This is a genomic window from Virgibacillus salinus, assembly GCF_900102415.1.
Taxonomy (GTDB): domain Bacteria; phylum Bacillota; class Bacilli; order Bacillales; family Amphibacillaceae; genus Lentibacillus; species Lentibacillus subterraneus.
Window position 1 is genome coordinate 220651 of sequence record NZ_FNKD01000004.1, and the last position, 21261, is coordinate 241911.

A 21261-nucleotide genomic window follows, 5' to 3' on the forward strand; every position below is an offset into this window, starting at 1 on the left:
AGAACTTCAACCAGATATCGAGAACTTCAACCAGATATCGAGAACTTCAACCAGATATCGAGAACTTCAACCAGATATCGAGAACTTCAACCAGACAAGAAAACTTTTAAAAAGTAGTTGCATTTTTTGTGTGAACTATGTTATAAATATACATAATAACTAATAAATATACAAAAAGGTGAATAAATATGAAGCATTTACTTAGTGAGGAAATAAACAAGGTTGAAGAGCAATTATGGAGTATGAGTGACCATCTTTATTCTAATCCAGAGTTGGGTAACGAGGAATTTAAATCTATGAAGCTGCTTACAGATTTTCTTGAAGAGAATGGATTTGAATTGGAGACTGGCATTGTGAATCGGCCGACAGCTTTTAAAGCTGTATTTAAGAGCCAGAAACCGGGTCCAACTATTGCATATTTAGCCGAATATGATGCACTGCCTGGTATTGGTCATGGGTGTGGACACAATATGATTGGAACAATGGGAGTCGGTGCTGGTGTAATACTTAGTAAACTGGTAAATCAAATCGGGGGATCTATAGTAGTTTTAGGCACACCGGCAGAGGAAACAAACGGAGCGAAAGTACCAATGAGTGAGGAAGGTACATTTGCCGACATAGATGCAGCAATGATTTTACACCCTGCTGATCAGTCATATGAGAGTGGTGAGTCACTTGCAATGGACGCTATCCAATTTGACTATTCAGGCAAGTCTTCACATGCTGCAGCTTCACCGGAAAAGGGAATTAATGCGTTGGATGCTGTGATTCAGCTATTTAATGGTATCAATGCACTTCGTGAACACCTTCTTTCTGATATACGGATTCATGGCATCATATCTGAGGGCGGTCAAGCGGCAAATGTAGTACCTGATAAGGCTGTAGCGCAGTTTTATATTCGTGCAAAAGAGCGATCAACGTTAAATGGTGTGGTGGATAAAGTTAAGAATATAGCACGTGGTGCAGAACTTATGACTGGAGCGACGCTAACTATTTCAAATTATGAATTAAGTTATGATGAAATGATTACGAATAATGCACTTTCCAAAGCTTTTAATAAAAATCTCCAACTAGTAGACTCTCAGAATTTGAACCCAGCGAAACAAGGATACGGTTCAATTGATATGGGAAATGTGAGTCAGGTTGTTCCAGCAATTCACCCATACATTGGTTTACATGAACCTGAACTAATAGCACATACGAAGGAATTCGCGGACAAAACCATTACCAAAACAGGTCACCAAATTATTTCGAACGGGGCATTATCATTAGCGCAGACTGGCTACGATGTTTTAACAGATAAAGAATTATTAAAAGAAATTCAAACTGACTTTTTGCAAAGTAAGTAGTGTTTATGCACGAAATATATAAGGATTAAATTATAAATTAAGGGGAGATATCATGAAATATTCATTCGGTAAATTTATTGCTCTATTATTAATTATTAGTATGCTCGCGGCTTGTGGAACTAGTGAAGGGAACGCAGATGCTTCATCAGGTAATTCAGAAGGTAAGGAAGTATTAAAAATGGCTACATCAGCTGATTTTCCACCATTTGAATCTCGTGATAAAGAGGGGAACTTTGAAGGCTTTGACATTGATTTAGCACACTTGATTGCAGACAAACTAGGATATGAACTGGAAATAGAAGATATGAAATTTGATGGATTGATTGGTGCTTTACAGTCTAGTCGTGTCGATATGGTTATGGCAGGGATGAGTACGACTGAGAAGCGTAAAAAAAATGTCGATTTTTCCACGGAGTACAACCATTCAGGTGAGATGTTTATCAGTCAAAAAGATTCAGAGATTAAAGGATTAGAAGACTTGGAAGGAAAAACAGTCGGTGTTCAGCTTGGAACCATCCAGGAAGAGGGTGCAGAAAAGCTTAGTAAGGAATACGGATTTGCTGTTAAAAAAGTGGATAATTCAAGCATCCTAATTCAGGAATTAAAATCAAATCGGGTTGATGTTGCCTATATGGATAAGACAGTCGCAGTGGGTTATATAGAGGAACAAGGATTTTCAGGATTTGATGACCCTACAACAAGCTCACCAGGCATGGGAATTGCTTTTCCAAAAGATAGTGATTTAGTTGATGATGTAAATAAGGTGCTTAAAGAAATTGAAAAGAACGGAAAACTACAGGGATTAAAGGATAAATGGCTATCAGAGTAAAAATAACAGCTAGAAAGATGAGGTGGCAGGCATGAATTTGGACTTCTCCCAAATTGTGCCTTATATTCCTTTTATACTTGAAGGAATATGGGTTACATTAAAATTTGTAAGTATGTCTATTATTGTTGGCTTTATTTTAGGTATACTTTTAGCATTATGTAAAATTACAAAAGTACCTTTCCTAAAAAAATTTGCTGATGTGTATACATCAATTTTCCGTGGTACACCACTTATCTTGCAATTGATGATTATTTATTTTGCAGTACCGCAGTTAACTGGTTACGATATACCAGAATTCTTGACGGCGGTATTGGCATTTGGGCTAAATTCAGCTGCCTATGTATCTGAAATTATTCGTGCAGGTATTATGGCGGTAGACAAGGGACAAACTGAAGCGGCAGAAGCACTTGGTGTCCCATATAAACCGATGATGTTAAACATCATATTACCGCAAGCAATTAAAAATATATTACCAGCTCTAATGAATGAATTTATAACTCTTACGAAGGAATCTGCTATTGTGTCTACAATTGGTTATTTGGATTTGATGCGGCGAGCACAGATTGTTGGTGCAGATATATATCGTAACTTTGAGCCATTATTACTGGCAGGTTTTATATACTGGGTAATGGTGTACTTAATGACACAAATAGGAAAAGTAGTAGAAAGGAAGCTGAGATACAGTGATTAGGGTTGAAGGAGTGACGAAAACGTTTGACAGTAATACAGTACTGGAAGATATATCAACTACGATTAATCAGGGAGAAGTAGTTGCTGTAATTGGTCCATCCGGATCTGGAAAATCAACCTTTCTTCGGTGTTTAAACTTATTGGAAAAACCATCATCGGGCTCAATTTGGCTTAATAATAGTGAGATAACCAACCTTACTAATAAACTGGAAGTCCGTGAGCAGGTCGGTATGGTTTTCCAGCACTTTCACTTGTTTCCTCATAAGACAGTATTGGATAATGTTTCTTATGCACCACAGAAAGTAAAAAAGTTGAAGACTAATGAAGCGGAAGAAACAGCAACCCAGTTAATTAACAAGGTAGGACTGGGTGACAAACTTGATGCCTATCCGAACAGGTTATCTGGTGGCCAAAAACAGCGCGTAGCAATTGCTAGAGCTTTAGCGATGGAACCTGCTGTCATGTTGTTTGATGAGCCGACCTCTGCACTTGATCCTGAAATGGTCAAAGAAGTGCTTGATGTAATGAAAGATTTAGCGCAAACGGGGATGACAATGGTTGTGGTCACACATGAAATGAATTTTGCACGGGAAGTAGCTGATCTTGTTTTATTTTTAGATGAAGGAAAATTAATGGAAGAAGGTCCACCAACTACTTTTTTCAATTCACCAACAACTGATAGGGCAAAAGGGTTCCTGGATAAAATATTATAAAATATTACCCGATGAGACTGCCACTCATCGGGTAATATTTTTAAGCGTGAATTGCATTTTCTATATCTTTCTTAAAGCTTCCAGGCTTTGTCTGGGGAGCAAATCGATCAATTACTTCTCCTTGTTTATTGACTAGGAACTTAGTGAAGTTCCACTTTATCTGTTTGGTTAGCATACCTTTTACTTGTCGTGTTAAATAAACAAATAAAGGATGGCAATTTTCGCCCTTAACGTCTACTTTACTAAACATTTGAAAGGTTACACCGTAATTGCGCTCGCAGAAATTGGCAATCTCTTCATTTGAACCTGGATCCTGATTATTAAATTGGTTACATGGAAATCCGAGCACTTCAAAACCTTTATCCTTATTAGCTTCATATAACTTTTGGAGTCCATCGAGTTGGGGGGTAAAACCGCATTCACTTGCAGTGTTCACTATTAGAAGAACTTTTCCTTTATAATCTGCCAGTGATTTTTCCTCGCCTGACATCATCTTTGCAGAAAAATCATATACACTGATGCAAATCAGCCTCCTTTTTAGTAGAATATTTTTCCTTTCTTTATGCATAAGTGCAGTTTAGGGTTTGCCATTATGGGTTTTGCGATAAATCAACATTATAATAAAAGGATAGCAATAAATATGCATAATTGTCAAAAAACTTGTGTATTTATTATTAGACAACATACGAAACCATTTTGTAACTTGAACTATACTTAAATAAAAGGTAAAATAATATGGCAAAGCGTTTTCATTTACTTCTCTAGTAGAGAAGGTCGTTTATTCTGGTTTGAAACATATTGGTTTTGCTAATATGGTTTAAATAAAAAATAATTTAAAAGGGGGAGTTACTTTGAGAAAAAGAACTCTATTCTCGTTAATTTTAATTCTTGCCATAAGCATGGTAATAAGTGCGTGTGGCGACAGTGGTGAAGGTTCAGGCGGAGGAGACTCTGATGGAACTATGACCAACCTAACCATGGGAACTGGCAGTGTTGGTGGTGTTTACTATCCACTTGGCGGTGAAATGGCAAATCTATTTAAGGACAATATTGATGTAGATGGCTTCGATGTTAGTTCAGTGGAATCAGGTGCTTCAGTTGAAAATATCGCAAAGATACAATCAGGTGATTTTCAACTAGGTATAGCACAAAATACCACAATGATTAACGCCAACAATCAAACAGGAGAGTTTGAAGGGAAGACTACTGATAAAGTAGGTGTAATCGCTTCTTTATATCCAGAGGGGTTACAAGTAGTAACACTTGATTCAACAGGAATCGAATCAATAGAAGAATTAAAAGGTAAAAAAGTTGCAATCGGGCCTCCAGGCGGAGCAACTCGTGAAGCAGCAGAGATGGTCTTAAGTGCATACGGCATTGAAGAAGGCGATTACGAAGCTTATGAAGAAGGATTTGGAGATGCCAAAAGTAAATTACAAAATGGTACAATCGACGCATCCTTTGCAGTTGTAGGTGTTCCATCATCAACAACGGACGAGCTTGCTAACGCTACAAAAGAAGTTAAATTCCTTGATATTGAGGGAGACGCTTTGCAAGAAGTAGTAGATAACAGTCAATATGAAGCATATACAGTTGAAGCAGGAACATATGAATGGCAGGAAGAACCAGTTCAAACAGTAACTGCTATGGCGTTACTACTAGGTTCTACAGAACAGGTAAGTGAAGACCTTGCTTACCAAATAACAAAAACATTATTTGAAGAAACAGATGCTATGACTATCGAACAGGCAAAATTAATAACAGAAGATAGCGCACTAACTGGTGCTAGTGATTTACCACTTCACCCAGGTGCAGAAAAGTACTTTAAAGAAGTCGGTATTACGGAGTAATAGAAAAAACCGGACAATTTAGTCCGGTTTTTTCTCCTCAATACATAGACAGGAAGAAATGGAGGGGGAAGCGATGGCTGATCAGAATACAGAAGAAATCGACAAGCATGAACTGATGGCTAAATACGACAAAGAAAGTGCTTTCCGTACTAATCTCGGACCTTGGGGATGGATTACCCTTATAATTGGTGCTGCTTTAACCATTTTCCAGCTTTACACTGCATTTTATGGTTCCAAGGTCTCCTTAATTCAAGGGGCAATACATCTTGGTGCAGGCTTGAGTCTGGTATATCTGTTATACCCAATAAAACCATCTATGACTAAGCGTAGAGGGGTTCCATGGTATGATGCCCTATTAGCTATAGCTGCACTTCTATCAAATTACTATATTATTTACAATTATGATCATCTGATTAATGAAGCGATTATATTTGGTTTCACAGCGCTGGATCAAATTGTAGCAACAGCTGGAATAATTTTATTGCTTGAAGCAACTAGACGTGTTGTTGGACTACCTATAGTTATAATTGCAATACTTGCCTTGCTTTATGGTTTATTTGGTCAGTACATTCCAATTATCGGACACGCTGGTTATGATTGGCCGTCTCTTGCAACTGAAATGTTCTTTAGTTCAAGCTCCATTTTTGGTATCCCTATACAAATTTCATCCACATACATTTATTTATTCCTCTTCTTTGGAGTAATCTTGGTAAAAACAAACATCGGCCAATTTTTTAATGATATTGCGTTGCGTTTAACAGGTAAATACACTGGTGGAACTGCAAAAGCTGCTGTTGCAGCAAGTGGACTTCAAGGTATGGTAAGTGGTAGTTCGGTAGCTAATACGGTTGGATCAGGCTCATTTACCATTCCTATGATGAAAAATGCAGGTTTTAAACCGCACTTTGCTGCTGCGACAGAGGCAGCGGCTTCTACTGGTGGACAAATTATGCCACCGATCATGGGTGCTGCTGCATTTATAATGGCATCTTATACTGGGGTTCCGTATAATGAAATAATTTTAATTGCTATTATTCCGGCAGTACTTTATTTCTCTGGTTTATTCATGGGTACACACTTTGAGGCTAGAAAGCAGGGCATATTAGGTCTTGCTAAGGAACAATTACCTAATACGAAAAATCTTATTAAGAGGCTAGATTTATTTGCACCACTAGTCATAATTGTTGGATTCTTGCTTGCTGGATATACACCAACTTTCGCGGCTTTATTTGCAATATTTGTTGCATTTATCATTAGTTTCTTTAGAAAAGATACTAGAATGTCGTTTAAAGGTATTGTTAATTTGCTAGAAGAAGGTGCCAGGACAGCTTTGCCAGTAATTGCAGCTTGTGCTACTGCGGGTATTATTGCTGGGACTGTAACAACAACAGGATTAGGTCCAAAAATTGCTGGTGGAATAATCGATCTTGCACAAGGCCAATTCTTCCTTGTAATGGTATTTACCATGGTAGCATGTATTATTCTAGGCATGGGACTGCCGACCACTGCAAACTATGTAGTAACAGCAACAATGGCAGCACCTGCACTACTGGCATTTGATGTACCGGTAATTGCTGTTCATATGTTTGTATTTTACTTTGGAATCGTGGCTGATATTACACCGCCTGTTTGTTTAGCTGCATATGCAGGGGCAGGTATAGCAAAAGCGAATCCAATGAAAGCTGGTGTAACTGCTGTTAAGTTAGCGATTGCAGCATTTATTATTCCATATATGTTTGTTTCGCAGCCGATCCTGTTATTGCAAGCAGATGCGAATGTAACAAATGTATCGATAGCTGTTATTACAGCAATGCTTGGAATGGCTGCAATTAGTTCAAGTTTGATAGGTTATTATGTAAACACATTAAATCGGATTGAACGAATTGTTTTAATAATTGGAGGATTACTTCTTGTATATCCAGATATCAAATTTTCATTAGTAGGTTTAGTGGTATTTGGAGTAATTACAACAATTCAATTCCTTCAAAGTAAATCAGATAAAAAGAAACAGCAAACATCTTAGTAAATTTAACATTAAAAAAAGGTAGGTGAGATTATCTCGCCTACCTTTTCATTATTAAGAAAACTAATTACACTTTTGTGCTTAAACTTCTTGCTTTATATCCTCTTCAAGTGCTGCGAGTCGTTCCTGGACTTCTTCTTCAGATAAATCATGTTCTTTTACGTACATGTTTCGAGGGCTTATACGGCATTCGTGCGTACAGCCACGCATATATTTATGCTCACTTTCTTCTGAGCAAAGAATTTGTTTATTGCATTCAGGATTAGCACAGTTAACATAACGTTCACATGGCTGACCATCAAAGTAATCCACGCCGACTACAACGTGGTCTTTTTTATTAATAGGCACGGAAATTCGTTCGTCAAAAACGTAACATTGACCATCCCAAAGCTCTCCTTGTACATTAGGGTCTTTTCCATATGATACGATTCCGCCATGCAGCTGCGCAACGTCTTCAAATCCTTCTTTAACTAACCAGCCAGAGAATTTTTCACAACGAATTCCGCCAGTGCAATAGGTCAATATACGTTTCCCTTCAATGAGGTGTTTATTGTTTTCCACCCACTCAGGTAATTCACGGAATGCTTCAATGTCTGGGCGGATAGCTCCACGGAAATGCCCAAGATCATATTCGTAATCGTTACGTGCATCCAGGACGACAGTGTTCTCATCCTGCATAGCTTCAAAGAATTCCTCTGGTTCGAAATATTTGCCTGTCGTTTGTTTAGGATTAATGTCATCCTCCAAACGAAGTGATACTATTTCACTTCGTGGGCGTACATGCATTTTTTTGAATGCATGTCCTTCATGTTCATCAATTTTGAATGTCATATCAGCAAAACGCGGATCGTTGTGCATTGCTTCCATGTATTTCTCTGTTTGTTCTATCGTTCCAGATACTGTTCCATTGATGCCTTCATCAGCAACCAGAATACGTCCTCTTAAGTCAAGGTCCTTACAGAATTGCAGATGCTCCATAGCATACTCTTCAGGATCTTCAATTTGGACATACTTGTAGTACAGTAATACCTGGTATTCCTTACTGTTTATCATTTTTAATTACCACCTGTCATTCATATTTGCAAGATATAAATGTTTGGTAGTCGGTATTTTTTTATATTCTTGCAAGATAATATTTTACCAATTTATTTAGACATTTTCAACTATGGCTTTTGCAGAAAAATCTTGCAGAAAATAATTTATCAAATTACTTGCTTTTTATTTCTGAAAAGGGTAAAGTAATAAGTGCAATAGGAAATTGAAGTTTGTAATACTTTACGATCTCTTTATCAAAGTGGTGTAAAAGTATTTATGATTCAATTACTTTGCACGATATTTGTATATAGGGAGGTCATTTTAATGACTGGTAAAGTAAAATGGTTTAACGCTGAAAAAGGATTCGGTTTCATCGAACGCGAAGACGGAGACGATGTATTCGTACATTTCTCAGCAATCAATGCAGAAGGTTTCAAAACTCTTGAAGAAGGTCAAGACGTTGAGTTTGAAATCGTTGAAGGCAACCGCGGACCACAAGCAGCTAACGTAACACGTCTATAATAGATGATACAAAAAGGTTTATCTCTTCGTGAGGTAAACCTTTTTTTAGTTTAAACTGAAAATATTCTTAATTGGAGGGATTTCGTGGCATATTCATTTAATTGGCAAAAAGAAGCTGAAGTTCAGTGGGATAACCGTGCAGCTTTTTGGAATGAACGTAGTACAAATATGTGGGATAATGGCAGCAGAAAAGATATCGTTCCTTTTATAAAGAAGCATTTGAATGAAGGGAGCACTATTATTGATATTGGATGTGGAGATGGGTATGGATCCTACAAATTACATAAGTTAGGATATAATGTAGTAGGAATGGATCTTTCAACTGAAATGATTGCAAGGGCAAAGCAACGATTAAATAAAGAAGAAATAAAATTTATGCAAGGAGATGCTGGGGAACTGTCGTTTAACGCCAATAGTTGTGAGGGTATTATGGCAATTAATGTTCTGGAATGGACGGAATTCCCTGAGAAAGCTGTACGTGAGTTTCATCGAGTCCTTAAAAAAGATGGTTTACTGTGCGTTGGAATTCTTGGGCCGACAGCAGGGCCAAGAACAAATAGTTACCCTCGACTTCAAGGTGAAAAAGCGATTTGTAATACGATGATGCCTTGGGAATTCCAAAAACTTGCATCTGAAAATAATTTACAATATGTCGATGGATTTGGTGTTTTTAAAGAAGAAGTAAAAGAGCACCACTATAAGGATTTAACCCTGGAACTTAAACAGGCTTTAACATTTCTATGGGTATTTATGCTGCGAAAAGTAGGTGAATAAAATGGATGAAAAAGAAGTTGAGCAACAGGTAATTGAAAACTACCAGCAAGATGAGAAAATGATGATTCTTATATATGCGCAATGGTGTATTAACAACGATCTTGATCCAAAATCATTGTATGAAAAAGCGTATCCTTCACAAACGAAAAATGATGCACTTAGAGAAGCATTAGAATTAACTGTCCCTAAGAAGGAATCTGAAGAAATACCAAGCCAAACGGTACTTAATGTGCTTCAGCTGTTTGGTAATGACGACTTGGCTTTTATCGTACAGGAAGAAATTGATAAGGAAGTGAAAAGATAGTGGAATGGTCAATAAAGTCATTCGATGAACTAACGAATGATGAATTATACGGATTGTTGAAATTAAGGGTGGATATTTTTGTAGTTGAACAAAACTGTCCATATCCTGAACTAGATAATTATGATCAACTTGCATTACACTTTTTTTTGAAAATAAATGGTGAGTTTGCCGCAAACGTCCGTATACTTCCAAGTAATTCCAAGTATTTGGAAGTTTCAATAGGCCGTGTATCAGTTGCAGAAAAATTTCGTCGTCAAGGATATGCCCGTCAAATTATGCAAAATGCAATAGATTATGTATTAAACGAGTGGAATGAAAAAAGGATTAAAGTCCAAGGGCAGGAATACTTAAAAGATTTTTACTCAGGGCTAGGTTTTGAACAGGTTACAGAGTCGTATTTGGAGGATGGAATTCCCCATATTGACATGATTTGGGAGGCAAAATAAGGTATCAACCTTTATATTTTTTCACATAGTATAGTTAGCGAGCCAATTTTAATCACATGAAATGGAGGCTGACTGCTGTGATAAATAACAATCAACTTTATCAATGTAAAGCAGCTTTATTGGAACGACAATCAGAATTAATCAATCATGTTCAAGACCACTTTGGCACTGATCTCGAATTAATAAAAGAATCGATGAGTGAGTTGTCAAATTATGATAATCATCCCGGAGACCAAGGAACAGAAATGTTTGAACGGGGAAAAGATATAGCACTGAATGAACATGCTGAAAAAGAACTCGAAGATATCAATGCCGCCCTTCATGCTATTGCGGATGGAACATACGGTATTTGCAGTAAATGTGGTGAGGATATTTCGTTTGAACGTCTACAAGCAATTCCTACTGCAGATCGATGTCTGGATCATGCGGAACACGGTAATTTTATGGGTGATCGTCCTGTTGAGGAACAAGTTTTTAGTCCTAACATTAATCCTAATGAGGTTACGGAAGAAGAACAGACTGGCTACGATGCAGAAGATGCTTGGCAGGAAGTAAGCAGGTATGGAACAACTGAATCGCCATCCGATTTTTATGGTGAAAAGGATAGCTATAATGAAATGTACCCAAACAGTGATGAAAATGTGGGCAATGTCGAGGATGAGGAGAGTTATCTTGCAGCTGACCGGGACGGTGATTTTATAGGAGTGACACCTAATCATCAGAAATATGAAGAAGAATAGTCGTGCACAGCTTAAGTTTTTCCTGTGTACGAATTTTTTTGTAGTAAGATAGTAAAAATACTTTCTTACTACGTGAAGGAAATTTATGAATGAAAAACTGAGTTTTCTAATTACAATGGTAAATCATGTATTAAATGTGGCGGTACCAATGCCGATCAGAAAGTAGTACCTATGACTGAGACAGGCCTCTCTAAAATGTTAGATGGTTTTACAACAAAAAAAGCTCCTCGTTTTGAGGAGCTTTTCTACTTTTAAAAACCGTTATTAAACATCATGTTCATAAAGTTTCCGAGCATTGAATTCATGAATGATTGTATGAAAAATCCAAACACTAATAAAATAATAATGTGTAACCCAATCAATACATAAATTCGATCAAATCCATTAGGTGTCTGTTCTACTAAAATAAATGTAGGTGCAATAAGCAGTGTGCTAAGAATACTTAAAAGTAAAAGCATTCCAGCTATTGATGAAAGGCCAATTAGCCAAAATAGTATTCCCGCAGTATATAAAAGTAAAAACGGGACTAAATATGCACCATATTTGGCGATAACATCTGGAAACGTAACTGCTTGAACGGAGAGCTTTGTACCAGCGAATGTTAATCCAGCAATCAGTACGTACAAAATGTTGAAAATTATAAATGGCAAAATAAAACTATCCCAAAATGTTATTTGCATAAAGAACCCCATTTGAATGGTACTAAGAATCAAATGGTAGCTTAAAGCGATTAATAATGAAAATAATACAAATGTAATTATTCCTGAACTCATATCAGATCCATTAGCTTTTTTTGCTTCACTTGGGTTTTTAACTAGTGTTACAAAAAAATGGCCGAAATTAGATCCGGTAGTCTTCAATTTCTCAACTGTTTCGTTTGGATTTTGATTAGTTGATGGAGTAGTGCTGACAGCAGCGACTGATTCATATTGATTATCCTTGACTAATTGAGCACCGCAATTAGTACAAAACTTTCCTTCCGCTGTTTGTTGACCGCATGAAGGGCATTGCATAGAATCACTTCCTTTATAATTAATTACTGGTTAATAGTGCAATATACTCTTCTATTTCACATTATATAATAAATTTAACATAAATAGGTAATATATTCTTTTAATAACAAGGCTGTTTAATAAAAGTTTATTGTTATTGGCATTATTCTCCAAGACTTACTGGGGAATGCCTTGATTGCACTTATGCAGTTAGAAATAAAAAAACTTGCAGTGTTTTTCACTGCAAGTTTAAAAAAAGGGGGTAATTATTGTTCACGCTTGACTAACTCTAATGCTATTTTCTGAGGTTCACCATCCCGGTAGATCTCTAGCTCAACTGACTCACCAATTTTTGTTTCATTATACAAATATTTTCGCAGGTCCAAAATGGATGTTATTTTATTACCATTAATTTTGGTGATAACGTCAAACTGTTGCAGTTCTGCTTGGCTTGCTGGTGAACCTTGCTGGACTTTGGCGACTACCATACCGCCTTCAACATTTTCCGGGAGTTGAATTTGATCACGATATTGCGGTGGCACTTGGCCCATTGATGCAGTACTTATTCCAATGAATGGACGTGCTACCTCGCCATCTTTTTCAAGTTGTTTCATAATTGGCTGTGCTTCATCAATTGGTATGGAAAAACCAATACCTTCTACTGATGTCTTTGCTATTTTCATAGAGTTAATTCCAATTACTTCACCTTTAGAATTGATGAGAGCACCACCACTGTTACCTGGGTTAATTGCTGCATCAGTTTGAATAACTTCAGTAATCCAGTCTGGCTGTCCATCACCATTTGTATCAATACTTACTGACCGATCAAGGCCGCTAATTATACCTTTTGTGACTGAGTTGGCGAAATTCATTCCTAGTGGATTTCCGATAGCTACTACAGTGTCACCAACTTTTAAATTCTTTGAAGAACCAAGGTCAGCTACTGTGTTTACTTTTTTACCATCAATTTGAAGTACAGCTAAGTCTGTAAATGAATCTGTTCCCAAGACTTTTGCTGAAATACGAGTATCTTTATTTAAAACAATCTCTACTTCTTCTGCACCTTTAACAACATGCTGATTTGTTACGACATACGCTTTTCCGTCTTTTTCTTTATAAATTATACCAGAACCAGCACCTGCTTGTTGGCTTTGGGTCCATACACTTTGCTGCTGTTTATTGATAACTCCTACTACTGCCTTGGATGCCTCATCCATGTTGGAAGCAATATTTGAGCTGTCTGATGACACCGTTTCCGCTATTTCAGGTGCTGTTTGCTCATTGCTTTCTGAAGAAGCAGAATTACTATTTTCCTGCTGATTTAATGGAATAATGTTTGTTGTGAATAATAAAGCAACTATTACTGCTGAAATCACACCACCAGCAATTCCGCTCATAAGTGTTTTGACACCTGATTTTTGTTTAGGTTTGTCCTGCTTTGGTTTAGCATTTTGTCTTGCTGTTTCTGCAATACCAGGATTTGCTTCTGTCTTTTGTTCTTGTTTATCTAAAGTGTTTTCTTCCAACTCTTTATTATTATCATTATCGTTGCGATCCATAAAAACATCACCCTTTTCATGTATAGTACAATTCTTATTATAGGTTTTATATTTGGTATGAATTTGGTATAAATATGGAAAAAGTGTGTAATTTGCTTATTAGTGTTCACAAATACTAACTTATGTAAAAATATAAATAAGAATAATATGACGTTTAAGGGGGCGATTACATGAATAGTCACATTGGTGTAGTAGAAGATGATACGAATATTCAAAACATCGTTTCTGCTTATTTAAAAAAAGAAGGCTTCCATGTAACGGTTATGGAATCTGCAGAGAAAGCCTGGGAACTTTGGGAGACACAACCTCCAGACATGTGGATACTGGATATAATGCTCCCTGGCATGGATGGGTATGAATTTTGTAAAAATATCAGAAACGAAAGTAATGTACCAATCATCATCATTTCTGCAAAAGACGATGAGATTGATAAAATCCTTGGACTGGAGTTGGGTGGGGACGACTACTTAACCAAACCATTTAGTCCGCGAGAGTTACTTGCACGTGTGAAAAGGGTTTTTAAACGCACCCAGCCACAAGTGAAAATGAGTGAAGTCGGACATGACAGATTAAAGGTCGACAATCTGTTAATTCATGAGAGTGACCGCAGAATTTTTTGGAGTGGTGAGGAACAGGATGTAACTACTAAAGAATTTGATATGCTATTATTATTTGCTGAAAATGTAAATCGTGCTTTTTCACGTGAAGAGTTGCTAGTAAAGATTTGGGGAGAAGATTATTTTGGCAGTGATCGAGCTGTTGATGATCTGGTTAAACGGATACGTAAAAAGCTGAGTGATATTCCATTAGAAACTGTATGGGGATATGGGTATCGTCTGCGCAGTGAAGAGGATCAGACATGAAACTTCAATCACAGCTCAATCTGGCTTTTACAACTTTACTCCTCGTAATGCTTACGGTTACAGGACTTGTCATCTACTCTTTACTTATGGATATGCTAATTGAGGATGAGCAGGCTGAATTAAAACAAAATGGTGAATTGCTGGTTCAAGTCCTAAATGAAAATGGCAGAGGGAACAGTTTACAGGGATTCAGTGATTTTCTTGATGAGCAGGATTTGGATCTTTTCCTATATAATCGTCATCAGAATCGTGTACTGGATTCAACAATGCCTCCGAGGTATGTAAATGGATTTTCAGCAAATAATAATTTTGCAGACGATCAAAAGGAAATATGGGAAATTGGAAATAATAAATTCGTCACTTCACGTATATTATTTAACCCAGAAAGTACTGGATTGGAATTAATTCTATTAACTCCGATAAATGATTTACAGGCAGTACAACAGGACTTTTTTCAACGGCTGATGATTGTCTTTATAATTGGTGCAATTGCAGCTGTATTCCTTAGTTATTTCCTAACGAATAAATTGGTAACGCCTTTAAGCAGATTAAAAGGTCAACTAAAGAAAATAGAAAATCGTAAATTTGATGAACTTGAATCAATCAAAGCAACCGGTGAAATAAAAGAAGTGGAGCAAAGTGTTTACGAAATGGCATCTGAACTTCAACGTTACGTAAATTCTCAGCAAGCCTTTTTCCAGAATGCGAGCCATGAATTAAAGACACCTCTAATGACAATACAAGGTTATGCAGAGGGAATACGCGATAAGGTCTTTGATGAGCAGGAACAGGAAAAAGGGCTGGATATGATGGTCACGGAAGTTAAACGGCTCAAAATGATTATAAATGAAATGATCCTTTTGGCGAAACTTGATAGTGAACAAACCGCTTATCAACCGGAAAATGTTAGTACTTCGACACTAATTAATCAAGTGATGGACCGAACGTTACCGATGGTTAATGAAAAAAATATAACAATTAATCAAGAGGTGGATGAGGGCAGTTCACTGTTCGTTGATCAGGAAAAGGTTCTACGTGCATTATTAAACATAACCTTCAATGCGATTCGCCATGCAAAGACGCGTGTTGATATAACTGTTGAAAAATCTACAATTGTTATTGAAGATGATGGCGAGGGAATATCAAAGGATTTACTTCCACATATTTTCCACCGGTTTGTAAAAGGTAATAATGGGGAAACTGGTTTAGGACTAGCAATTGCACGTGCTATTATTGAACAATCAGGCGGGAAAATCATGGTACACGAATCCAAGCTTGGCGGTGCTAAATTTATTCTTTCTTTTACTAATTAGATTTTTGTGTTACAATTGGATAGTTTGATTCACCCCGTAATAATAGAGGAGCGTACTTTTATGCAATTAAGAGAAGATATTCGTAATATCGCAATTATCGCCCATGTTGACCATGGCAAAACAACACTTGTTGATCAGATGCTGAGATACTCAGGAACATTCCGTGAGAATGAACAAGTGAATGAACGTGCCATGGACTCCAACGATATTGAACGAGAACGTGGAATTACCATTTTGGCAAAGAACACAGCGATTAAATATAATGACACAGCTATTAATATTTTAGATACGCCTGGCCACGCAGATTTTGGTGGGGAAGTAGAACGTATTATGAAAATGGTAGATGGCGTTATATTAGTTGTTGATGCGTATGAAGGTACAATGCCGCAAACGCGGTTTGTATTGAAGAAAGCGTTGGAACAAAAATTGACGCCTATTGTCGTTTTAAATAAAATAGACCGACCTAACGCAAGACCACAAGAGGTTGTTGATGAGGTATTGGATCTATTTATTGAATTAGGAGCAGATGATAACCAATTGGAATTCCCAGTTGTTTATGCTTCAGCAATAAACGGAACGTCAGGGGAAGAGCCTGATGACCAGCAGGAAACAATGGATCCGGTTTTCAAAATGATAATGGGGCATATTCCTGCACCTGCTGATACCCAAGAAGAGCCGTTGCAGTTTCAGATTACACTACTCGATTATAATGACTATGTCGGAAGAATCGGTGTAGGGCGTGTTGTTCGAGGTAAAATAAGTGTCGGACAGCAGGTTGTTGTAATGAAAAAAGACGGCACGCAAAAAAACTTCCGTATCAGTAAACTGTTTGGCTTCACAGGCTTAAAGAGAGTTGAAATTGAGGAAGCCAAAGGTGGCGATATCGTCGCAATAGCTGGTTTGGATGATATAAATGTTGGTGAAACAATCTGTGCACATGATCATCCAGAAGCATTACCATGGTTGCGTATTGATGAGCCAACACTGCAAATGACATTTGTTGTTAATAATAGCCCATTTGCTGGTCGTGAAGGTAAATATATCACATCTCGGAGAATTGAAGAACGCCTGATGAAGCAATTGGAAACGGATGTCAGCTTACGTGTTGAACCAACCGATTCGCCGGATGCATGGACCGTTTCAGGCCGTGGTGAACTGCACCTTTCAATTCTGATTGAAAACATGCGTCGCGAAGGCTTTGAATTACAGCTTTCTAAGCCACAAGTAATCATTAAAGAGATTGATGGAGTAAAGTGTGAGCCATTTGAACGCGTCCAAGTAGATGTTCCTGAAGATTACACAGGGTCTGTCATGGAATCGCTTGGTGCACGTAAAGGCGAAATGCTTGATATGGTTAACCAGGGTAACGGCCAAGTTCGTTTGGAATTTAAAGTGCCATCACGTGGATTAATCGGGTATTCAACCGAGTTTATGTCACAGACACGCGGTTATGGTATCATAAATCACACATTTGACGCTTATGAGCCTTTCGCTAAAGGACAGGTTGGCGGCCGCCGTGAAGGTGTACTTGTTGGAATGGAACAAGGTAAAGCATCGACTTATGGCATCATGCAGCTTGAGGATCGTGGAGTGATTTTCGTAGAACCTGGTACAGAAATCTATGCTGGAATGATTGTTGGCGAGCATAATCGTGAAAATGATTTAACTGTTAATATTACAAAAGAAAAGCATTTGACGAACGTTCGTTCAGCAACCAAAGACCAGACATCTACGATCAGAAAGACTAGAGAGATGTCATTAGAAGAAGCAATCGAATATTTGAATGATGATGAGTATTGTGAGGTAACACCAGAATCAATTCGTCTTCGTAAAAAAATATTGAACAACAGTGAACGCCAAAAAGCATCAAAAAAAGCAAAAATTTAATATTGAATTTGTACGGCAGGGGCATATCATAGTGCTTCTGCCGTTTTTGCTTTATTAACAGACAGACGGCTTATCATTGGAAGCTAGAAATGAGCAGATGGTGCTCTGAATCCACACTTAAATATTGAAACAAGTCCTCTTAAAAGGTAAACTGAACGAAATAATCAATTGTGAGGTGATTCCTTGACCCGATATTTAATCATAATTTTCACATTCATGTTTATAGCCAGCGCTTGTTCTCAAGATGAAGAAAGACAGCAACAATCAGATGAGGCAATTGTTGATATTCCAAATACAGAAGGGGATCTTCAAGTTATTGCTGAAAATCTTCAGGAGCCTTGGGAGATTGCCAAACTAAATGACGCATTTTACGTAAGCGAGCGAATCGGATCAATTGTTACAATTAAAAAAGGTGAACAGACACGTAAACAGGTACAATTTTCAAAGGACCTATCTAACCAGGCAGAAGCGGGATTATTAGGCATTGCGGTTCCTGGAAATTTTAGTGAAACTAATAAAGCTTTTGCCTATTATTCCTATCAGGAAGATAATCAGTACTATCAAAGGGTAGTTACAATTAAAGAGTCAGACGAACAATGGGAAGAAACATCTGTGTTAATAGATAGGATTCCTGGAGGGCAGTTCCACCAGGGCGGTCGTATTGAAATTGGGCCAGATAATAAACTGTATATAACAACCGGTGATGCGACACAACCCGAATTGGCACAGGACCTAGATAGTTTAGCTGGGAAAATTTTAAGGATGAACCTTGACGGGTCTATTCCAGCTGATAACCCGTTTGAAGATTCCTATGTATTTACGTTTGGACATCGTAATCCACAGGGTATGGCGTGGAATGAAGCAGATGAAATGTTCGCAACGGAACATGGCTCAAGTGCACATGATGAAATTAACAGAATAATTAAAGGGAGTAATTATGGCTGGCCGGAGATTCAGGGTGATGAAACAGCTGCTAATATGGAGAGTCCGATTATTCATTCTGGTGAAAATACCTGGGCACCTTCTGGAATGACGTATCATAATGGTTTTTTCTACTTTGCTTCATTAAGAGGTGAGGGGCTACGCCGGTTTGACCCAGCAAACAAGACCCAGAAGCTAATAGTTTCGAATGTAGGGCGAGTTCGTGACGCTCTCGCTTCTAACGAAGGAATCTATTTCCTGACAAATAATACGGATGGTCGTGGAGATCCGGCAGCAAATGACGACAGGTTGCTATTCTTACCATATAACGATTTAGACTAGAATGAACTACCTTGCACACACTATGCAAGGTAGTTTTTATATAGATATTCGGCAAGTCATCAGATTTCAGAAGAAAATATCTTCTTTATTAATGAAAGCCCTTGCAAAACATGTATATACAAGTTAAACTTAAATGAGTTACTTGTATATACATGTTTAAAAGAGTTTCTAAAAATTAGGGAGGTATTCCTGTGGTAAATAATAAAGAAGTGATCTATGCGCCAATTAGTGGTCAGATAAAAAAACTTGAAGATGTTCCAGATCCAACCTTTTCTGAAAAAATGATGGGTGATGGTCTGGCAATTGACCCTAGTGATGGTAAAGTAGTAGCACCATTGGATGGGGAAGTTGTTCAGATTTTTCCTACAAAGCATGCTGTAGGAATTCGAGGAAACTCTGGTGTAGAGGTATTAATTCATATTGGTCTTGATACGGTTTCTTTAGATGGTAAGGGGTTTGAAGCACATGTGAAACAAGGCGATCAAGTGAAAATCGGGGATCCTCTAATTACATTTGACGTAGACTTTATCCGAGAAAAAGCAACTGATGTAATTACGCCGGTAATTATCACAAATGGCAGTGAACTGGAATTTTTCGAAAAAATAAATGATTCAACAGTTGTCGGTGGCCAATCAAGATTATTTAATGTGCAGACAAAGAATGCCACTGAGGAAAAAGTACCAGCAACAGGAACGGATCAATACAGCCAAGAAGCGAGTGAAATTGTTGAAGCACTAGGTGGCGAGGGAAACATTAACGTTGCCACCCATTGTGTGACACGTCTTCGTTTTGCGTTATCGGATGAAGATCAAGTTAATAAAGATACTCTGGAAAACATGGATATCGTAAAAGGATCATTTTCAGCTAACGGTCAGTTTCAAGTGGTAATCGGCCAAGGAACTGTTGACAAGGTATATGCTGCAATGGTTAATCAAACGAATATTGGTGAAGCCTCTAAGGAAGACGTTAAAGCAGCTACCGCGCAAAAACAAAATCTACTGCAGCGGGCTATCAAGGTATTAGCTGATGTTTTCATTCCCATTTTACCTGCAATCGTAACTGCTGGTCTACTGATGGGTATCAATAATATACTTGTAAATCCGGTTTTTGCTGATCAACCGATTGTCGAAATGTACCCGCAATGGGCTGGATTAGCCGATATGATTAATATAATAGCAAATACGGCATTTACCTTCTTACCAGCATTAATTGGTTGGTCAGCTGTCAAACGGTTTGGCGGTAATGAATTGCTCGGTGTTGTTCTCGGACTGATAATGGTTCACCCGGCACTTCTCAATGCATGGGCTTACGGTGATGCTTTGGAAGCAGGCGAAATTCCAAAGTGGAACCTGTTCGGGTTTGAAGTGGATAAAATCGGTTATCAAGGCCAAGTCCTCCCTGTGTTATTTGCATCATGGGTTCTTGCGAAAATTGAAATCTTTATGAAAAAACGTGTTATTGATTCATTACAATTACTTGTGGTAGCACCTGTTGCACTGCTGGTTACTGGATTCCTAACATTTATTATTATAGGCCCAATCACTTTTGCTATCGGAAACGGAATTACTGATGGACTTGTAGCATTATTTGATCAGTTTGCATTGATTGGTGGTCTTGTTTATGGAGCAATATATGCACCAATGGTTATTACAGGTATGCACCACACCTTCCTGGCTATTGATCTGCAACTGATCGGCAGCACTGGCTCCACTTTTCTGTGGCCGATTCTGGCATTATCTAATATTGCTCAGGGTGCTGCAGCCTTCGCGATGATGCTCGTTGCAAGAGAGGAAAAACTAAAAGGACTTGCAGGTACTTCAGGTCTATCTGCCTGGCTTGGAATCACTGAACCGGCGATGTTTGGAGTGAATTTGCGTTTTAAGTATCCGTTTATTGCTGCGGTATTTGGATCGTCAATAGCTGGAGCATTCATCACGATGCAGCATGTAACTGCAGAATCTATCGGGATAGGCGGCGTTCCAGGATTCCTATCTATTGCGAATGGAATGCTTTCATTCTTTATCGGAATGGCGATTGTTATCGTTGTGCCATTTATAATTACGTATTTAATTGCAAAAAGAAAGCTTAATACACATTAATACAACTAGA

The 21261-nt window shown here is 37.8% G+C and carries 21 protein-coding genes; 17 read left to right on the forward strand and 4 right to left on the reverse strand.

What is annotated here, in order from left to right:
• Positions 1-188: 188 nt before the first annotated feature.
• Genes BLS02_RS16705 through BLS02_RS16720 form a run of 4 tightly spaced genes read left to right on the forward strand, consistent with a single transcriptional unit; the run spans position 189 to position 3581 of the window.
• Positions 189-1349 carry a M20 family metallopeptidase gene (locus tag BLS02_RS16705; RefSeq protein WP_092494171.1) on the forward strand — a complete coding sequence of 387 codons (1161 nt, stop codon included), beginning with the start codon at positions 189-191 and terminating at the stop codon, positions 1347-1349.
• Positions 1350-1401: 52 nt separating this feature from the next.
• Complete coding sequence (locus tag BLS02_RS16710; protein ID WP_092494172.1) at positions 1402-2178, forward strand: transporter substrate-binding domain-containing protein; 777 nt, start codon at positions 1402-1404, stop codon at positions 2176-2178.
• A gap of 31 nt (positions 2179-2209) precedes the next feature.
• Positions 2210-2869 carry an amino acid ABC transporter permease gene (locus tag BLS02_RS16715; RefSeq protein ID WP_092494173.1) on the forward strand — a complete coding sequence of 220 codons (660 nt, stop codon included), beginning with the start codon at positions 2210-2212 and terminating at the stop codon, positions 2867-2869.
• Positions 2862-3581 (forward strand): amino acid ABC transporter ATP-binding protein, encoded by a 720-nt coding sequence (locus BLS02_RS16720; RefSeq protein WP_092494174.1) that lies wholly within the window; start codon positions 2862-2864, stop codon positions 3579-3581. The genes BLS02_RS16715 and BLS02_RS16720 overlap by 8 nt, the downstream gene beginning before the upstream one ends.
• 40 nt (positions 3582-3621) lie before the next feature.
• Here the strand turns inward: BLS02_RS16720 and BLS02_RS16725 are convergent, their stop codons facing one another.
• Complete coding sequence (locus tag BLS02_RS16725; RefSeq protein ID WP_092494250.1) at positions 3622-4101, reverse strand: glutathione peroxidase; 480 nt, start codon at positions 4099-4101, stop codon at positions 3622-3624.
• 331 nt (positions 4102-4432) lie between these two features.
• On the opposite strand from BLS02_RS16725, the gene BLS02_RS16730 reads away from it, so the two are divergent.
• Positions 4433-5431, forward strand: coding sequence for a TAXI family TRAP transporter solute-binding subunit (locus BLS02_RS16730; protein ID WP_092494175.1), 999 nt, complete (start codon positions 4433-4435; stop codon positions 5429-5431).
• Positions 5432-5504: 73 nt separating this feature from the next.
• Complete coding sequence (locus BLS02_RS16735) at positions 5505-7454, forward strand: TRAP transporter permease (RefSeq protein ID WP_092494176.1); 1950 nt, start codon at positions 5505-5507, stop codon at positions 7452-7454.
• 81 nt (positions 7455-7535) lie between these two features.
• Here the strand turns inward: BLS02_RS16735 and trhO are convergent, their stop codons facing one another.
• The gene (trhO, locus tag BLS02_RS16740) at positions 7536-8507 is read right to left on the reverse strand and encodes an oxygen-dependent tRNA uridine(34) hydroxylase TrhO (RefSeq protein ID WP_092494177.1); all 972 of its coding nucleotides are present in this window, start codon (positions 8505-8507) and stop codon (positions 7536-7538) included.
• A 306-nt stretch (positions 8508-8813) separates the two neighbouring features.
• Between trhO and BLS02_RS16745 the strand changes: the two genes are divergently transcribed.
• The 6 genes from BLS02_RS16745 (at position 8814) to BLS02_RS18835 (ending at position 11530) form a co-directional block, all read left to right on the forward strand.
• Entirely contained in the window at positions 8814-9011 is a 198-nt protein-coding gene (locus BLS02_RS16745; protein ID WP_090867773.1) for a cold shock domain-containing protein, read from the forward strand.
• Positions 9012-9095: 84 nt separating this feature from the next.
• A complete protein-coding gene (locus BLS02_RS16750; protein WP_092494178.1) occupies positions 9096-9785 on the forward strand; it encodes a class I SAM-dependent methyltransferase in 690 nt (229 codons plus the stop codon).
• 1 nt (position 9786) lies between these two features.
• Positions 9787-10089, forward strand: coding sequence for a hypothetical protein (locus tag BLS02_RS16755; protein ID WP_092494179.1), 303 nt, complete (start codon positions 9787-9789; stop codon positions 10087-10089).
• Positions 10089-10535, forward strand: coding sequence for a GNAT family N-acetyltransferase (locus tag BLS02_RS16760; RefSeq protein WP_092494180.1), 447 nt, complete (start codon positions 10089-10091; stop codon positions 10533-10535). Before BLS02_RS16755 ends, BLS02_RS16760 begins: the two co-directional genes overlap by 1 nt.
• A 77-nt stretch (positions 10536-10612) precedes the next feature.
• Positions 10613-11275: a TraR/DksA C4-type zinc finger protein gene (locus tag BLS02_RS16765; protein WP_092494181.1), complete on the forward strand. Its 663-nt coding sequence runs from the start codon at positions 10613-10615 to the stop codon at positions 11273-11275.
• A 129-nt stretch (positions 11276-11404) separates the two neighbouring features.
• On the forward strand, positions 11405-11530 hold the full coding sequence (locus tag BLS02_RS18835; protein ID WP_139180812.1) for a zinc ribbon domain-containing protein: 126 nt from the start codon (positions 11405-11407) through the stop codon (positions 11528-11530).
• On the opposite strand, the gene BLS02_RS16770 is transcribed toward BLS02_RS18835, so the two are convergent.
• Together BLS02_RS16770 and BLS02_RS16775 are read right to left on the reverse strand one after the other, a co-directional pair.
• A complete protein-coding gene (locus BLS02_RS16770) occupies positions 11527-12288 on the reverse strand; it encodes a zinc ribbon domain-containing protein (RefSeq protein WP_092494182.1) in 762 nt (253 codons plus the stop codon). The two genes, BLS02_RS18835 and BLS02_RS16770, sit on opposite strands and share 4 nt — an antisense overlap.
• Before the next feature lie 245 nt (positions 12289-12533).
• Positions 12534-13826 (reverse strand): S1C family serine protease, encoded by a 1293-nt coding sequence (locus BLS02_RS16775; RefSeq protein ID WP_092494183.1) that lies wholly within the window; start codon positions 13824-13826, stop codon positions 12534-12536.
• Positions 13827-13996: 170 nt separating this feature from the next.
• On the opposite strand from BLS02_RS16775, the gene BLS02_RS16780 reads away from it, so the two are divergent.
• The 5 genes from BLS02_RS16780 to treP all read left to right on the forward strand — a co-directional run bounded on the left by BLS02_RS16780 (position 13997) and on the right by treP (position 21251).
• Entirely contained in the window at positions 13997-14689 is a 693-nt protein-coding gene (locus tag BLS02_RS16780; RefSeq protein ID WP_092494184.1) for a response regulator transcription factor, read from the forward strand.
• On the forward strand, positions 14686-16002 hold the full coding sequence (locus BLS02_RS16785) for a sensor histidine kinase (RefSeq protein ID WP_092494185.1): 1317 nt from the start codon (positions 14686-14688) through the stop codon (positions 16000-16002). The genes BLS02_RS16780 and BLS02_RS16785 overlap by 4 nt, the downstream gene beginning before the upstream one ends.
• A 60-nt stretch (positions 16003-16062) precedes the next feature.
• On the forward strand, positions 16063-17889 hold the full coding sequence (gene typA, locus BLS02_RS16790; RefSeq protein WP_092494186.1) for a translational GTPase TypA: 1827 nt from the start codon (positions 16063-16065) through the stop codon (positions 17887-17889).
• Positions 17890-18072: 183 nt separating this feature from the next.
• Positions 18073-19152, forward strand: coding sequence for a PQQ-dependent sugar dehydrogenase (locus BLS02_RS16795; RefSeq protein ID WP_254788801.1), 1080 nt, complete (start codon positions 18073-18075; stop codon positions 19150-19152).
• Positions 19153-19343: 191 nt separating this feature from the next.
• Positions 19344-21251, forward strand: coding sequence for a PTS system trehalose-specific EIIBC component (treP, locus tag BLS02_RS16800; protein ID WP_254788802.1), 1908 nt, complete (start codon positions 19344-19346; stop codon positions 21249-21251).
• Positions 21252-21261: the final 10 nt, after the last annotated feature.